This window comes from Flavobacterium sp., assembly GCF_028712645.1.
Lineage (GTDB): Bacteria > Bacteroidota > Bacteroidia > Flavobacteriales > Flavobacteriaceae > Flavobacterium.
In genome coordinates, this window is the sequence record NZ_JAQTPQ010000294.1 from 1 (window position 1) to 4,010 (window position 4,010).

The window sequence follows — 4,010 nt, forward strand, 5'->3', positions numbered from 1 at the left end:
TGTCTTCTGACCGTTGATGATATACTCGTCCCCATCCTTCAAGGCCGTGGTCCGCAGCGTCACCAAAAAAGAAATTGCCTCCAAGATTGACGAAATTATAGATTTCTCGGGTTGTGAGCGCTACATAGACACACCTGTAAAACGCTACAGCAGCGGAATGACGGTGCGACTGGCTTTTGCTGTGGCGGCCTTCCTCGAACCGGAAATCTTGGTGATTGATGAGGTGCTTGCTGTGGGGGATGCCGAGTTCCAGAAAAAAGCCATTGGAAAGATGCAGGATATTTCCCGTAGTGGTGGCAGAACCGTTTTGTTTGTGAGTCATAATATGGCAGCGGTAAAGAGTTTGTGTACGAAGGGGATTGTGTTGGAGAATGGAAGAATTGTATTTAATGGTACTATTGATGCAAGTATTGATTATTATACAGAAATTTTTTCTCAAACTTTTGCGAATTTACCATTGCATAAGAATTATTCTAACAGAATTGAAATTTCATCTTTTCATATAGAACTTAATGATAAGGTTGTTAATTCGGGAGCTATTATACTCTTAGGTCAAAAAATTAAAATTGTTTTAAGTTTTCTGATCAAAGACAATATAGATGATTTATCAATAGCTTTTGACATAATAGATAAAAATGGAGAACTTATCTCTCATTTGACAAATGAAGATGATGGTTTCCATTCTTATAATTTAAGAGATGGAGACAGTAAAAGGATTGAAATAGAAACATCTGAATTATTATTTATACCCAGTTTGTATTCTATGAATTTATGGGTAGGAATTAGTCAAACTGAAAGCCTTTATGAAATTAAAAACTTTTTTTCTTTTACCATTGAACAAAGTGACTATACGAAAAGAACAAAAGCATTACCGAAACATTCAAAAGTATATTTGCATTCAAAGTGGGAAATACTATAAAAATTTATAATGAAAAATATAATTAAAAAACTGTTAAAAAAAACTGTTTTTTTTTATGATAATTTAATTTATAGTATATTTAAGAATAGACTGTATTTTTTATTTGAAAGAGATATTGTCAAGTCTATCTCAAAAAACAGTATTATAATATCTCCTGAAATAACATTAAATGAGTTAGAAAATAGTCTGATATTAAATAAAAGCGGGATTTATTTGAGATTTGGAGACGGAGATGTTTTTCTTTTGAAAAAAAAGAATGACAAATTTCAAAAGCATATAGATTTATTATCCGAGGAAATGAATGAATGTTTTTCAATAAGAGGAGGAAATGTTTTTAAATGTCTTGCAATACATTCTGATTGTTTTGGCTTTACTGAAGGAATGAGTTATGGAAATCATAAAAATCTGGACTCATTTGCTTTGTCATTATTTAAAGATAGTTTTTTATATTTTGTGGGTAGTGCAATTTATAGCCCAGTTGCACTGCATTTTATTGCTACAACAAATACTTTAAGAGCTAATCAATTTTTAAAGATTTTAAAATCTAAAACCCAAGTTTTTATTGGTAATGAAGAAACTGAAAAAAGGGTTGTGGAATTATTATTTGGAAAAAATACAATTCATATAAAAACTCCTTCCAGAAATGCATATTCTCAAATAGACCGAATTGAAAGTGAGGCTTTAAATGTTATTTCAGAAATTGATGATTTTTTTGTTATATGTGTAGCTATGGGATGTTCAGGTAGACCACTTATGAAAAGAATTTGGAATAAAAACAACACAATTTTTTTATTTGATTTTGGTAGTTTGCTTGATGGTATTTCAGGAAATGATTCTCGAACTTGGCTTAAGATGAATGATATAAATTATGATTTATTGTTGAATGGTTTAGATGAAATAGAATGAATTTATTTAAAATATACATTGTCATAGTAGCCTATAATGGAATGCATTGGATAGAAAAATGTTTAAATAGTGTTTTAAACAGTTCTATTTTTGTATCTGTAATAGTAGTTGATAATTATAGTGAAGATGGAACTGTTGATTATATTAAAACGAATTTTACTGAAGTATTTCTGTCTGAACAAAATGAAAATTTAGGTTTTGGTAAAGCAAATAATATTGGAATATCATTAGCAATGAAAAATAAAGCTGATTATGTTTTTTTATTAAACCAAGATGCTTGGGTAGAAATTGATACTATTGAAAAATTGATTAAAGCTCATCAAAAAGAACAGTACTTCGGAATTGTAAGCCCAATGCATTTAAACGGAAATGGGGATGCTTTCGACACAGGGTTTTTAAATTATATCTCAGGAAATAGATGTGAAAATTTGGTATCAGATATGTTTTTGGATGATTTAAAAGAAACCATTTATCCTATTCATTTTATTAATGCAGCAGGATGGTTATTGTCAAAAAAATGTATTGAAACAGTTGGGGGATTTAGCCCATCTTTTTTTCATTATGGTGAAGATGAAAATTATATCCAAAGAACAAAATATCATAATTTGAGTGTAGGGGTTTTGGCAAATTCAATAATTTTTCATGATAGAGAATTCCGTTCTGGGAATGCATATTTTGATAATAAGTTGATTCTATATGAAAGAAATATTATTCATAAGGCTTCTAATCCTTTTATTGTGTTTTCCATAGGTAATGAATATTCAAATCTGATCAAAAAAGGAATTATAGCTTTATTGAAGTTCAATTTTAAAGAAATTAGAACCACTTTTTTAAAATTCAAAATTTTAGGTAAGATGGATAAAAAAGGGATTGTAAATAATAAATTGATAAGTAAATCAATTGGGAAATCATTTTTAGAGTAATGAAGCCATTTGTTTCTATTATTATTCCGACCTACAACAGGGCACATCTTATTAGAGAAACACTAGATTCTATATTGGTACAAACTTTCGAAAACTGGGAGTGTATTATTGTAGATGATGGAAGTATTGATAATACGAATGAAATAGTTGAAAAATTTGTAGTAAATGATTCTCGTTTTCAATACTATCATCGCCCATCTGAAAGTCCTAAAGGAGCAAATTCTTGTAGAAATTATGGGTTTGAGATGAGTAAGGGGAAATATATCAATTGGTTTGATAGTGATGATATAATGGATTCAAGTTTCGTTCAATTGAAAGTTTTAGAATTAGAAAAAGAAACAAAAATTGATGCAGTTATTTCAAAAACGATAATGTTTAGAGATAATATAACAAATATTGTTGGAAAAGAGAACAGAACCTTTTTGTCAGAAAATACTTTACAGGATTTTCTGAAATTAAATATAGCATGGTACTTACCTGATGTAATGTGGAGAAGGTCTTTTCTGGTCAATAAAATAATTTTTGATGATGAGTTATTTGCGGGTCAAGATCGAGATTTTCATGCAAGAATGTTATTGCATAATCCCAGATTAAAAGTTATTGACAAATACTTAACTTATTATAGATTGCATGTTGATAATATAACACTAAAGTTAGATAATAGACAAAATCCAGTATTTAAAATTTCTCATTTATATAGTATTGTGAAATTAACAGAATTGTTGTCAGAAGCGGGTGTGCTTTCAAAATCTTTAAAGGTGTTTTTTTTCAAATCTATGATGAAATATTTGCCATTTGTTATTAATGACAAATCCGATTTAAAAGTATTGTTTAAATTGATGAAAAGTTTGTCTTTCGTTAATTTAGAAATTATAATAAATTGGGTAAAAATATTTTTTGCATATATTTCATTTAAGTTGTTTGGAAAAGGTGAAAAATTTCTTAAATAGAATTTAGTGACTTTTTTGATGTTAAAGATTAAAAATGATGATAGATAAATCTAAAATAGCGATACTATCCACAGTTGCAAGTAAAGAATTGTATGCAAAAACGGCCAGCTTATTTCCAAAAGAGATTGATAAATATGTTATCGATGGTACGAATGGGATGTATGGTTTAGATAGTATTGACTATATGTTCAGGAAAGTAAAGAATAAAAATTATGAATGGTTAATAATGGCTGATGAAGATGTTTTTTTTTATAAAGCAGATTTGGTTTTTGATGTTATAACAAAGATGATAGAGACTGGTTGTAGTATTTG

The 4,010-nt window shown here is 28.6% G+C and carries 3 protein-coding genes and 2 pseudogenes; all 5 read left to right on the forward strand.

The features are described 5' to 3' along the window. Window positions 1-58 precede the first annotated feature (58 nt). Window positions 59-919, forward strand: a pseudogene (locus PHC28_RS16525) (ABC transporter ATP-binding protein); the annotation flags it as partial. 9 nt (window positions 920-928) lie between these two features. Further along, the gene (locus PHC28_RS16530; RefSeq protein ID WP_300103223.1) at window positions 929-1,825 is read left to right on the forward strand and encodes a GT-D fold domain-containing glycosyltransferase; all 897 of its coding nucleotides are present in this window, start codon (window positions 929-931) and stop codon (window positions 1,823-1,825) included. Further along, window positions 1,822-2,748: a glycosyltransferase family 2 protein gene (locus PHC28_RS16535; RefSeq protein ID WP_300103225.1), complete on the forward strand. Its 927-nt coding sequence runs from the start codon at window positions 1,822-1,824 to the stop codon at window positions 2,746-2,748. The genes PHC28_RS16530 and PHC28_RS16535 overlap by 4 nt, the downstream gene beginning before the upstream one ends. Further along, complete coding sequence (locus PHC28_RS16540; protein WP_300103227.1) at window positions 2,748-3,698, forward strand: glycosyltransferase; 951 nt, start codon at window positions 2,748-2,750, stop codon at window positions 3,696-3,698. The genes PHC28_RS16535 and PHC28_RS16540 overlap by 1 nt, the downstream gene beginning before the upstream one ends. A 34-nt stretch (window positions 3,699-3,732) precedes the next feature. Then, window positions 3,733-4,010, forward strand: a pseudogene (locus PHC28_RS16545) (hypothetical protein); the annotation flags it as partial.

Coding starts and splice junctions, on each gene's coding strand:
- PHC28_RS16530 (WP_300103223.1), top strand. CDS start 929: ATGAAAAATATAATTAAAAAACTGTTAAAAAAAACTGTTTTTTTTTAT.
- PHC28_RS16535 (WP_300103225.1), top strand. CDS start 1,822: ATGAATTTATTTAAAATATACATTGTCATAGTAGCCTATAATGGAATG.
- PHC28_RS16540 (WP_300103227.1), top strand. CDS start 2,748: ATGAAGCCATTTGTTTCTATTATTATTCCGACCTACAACAGGGCACAT.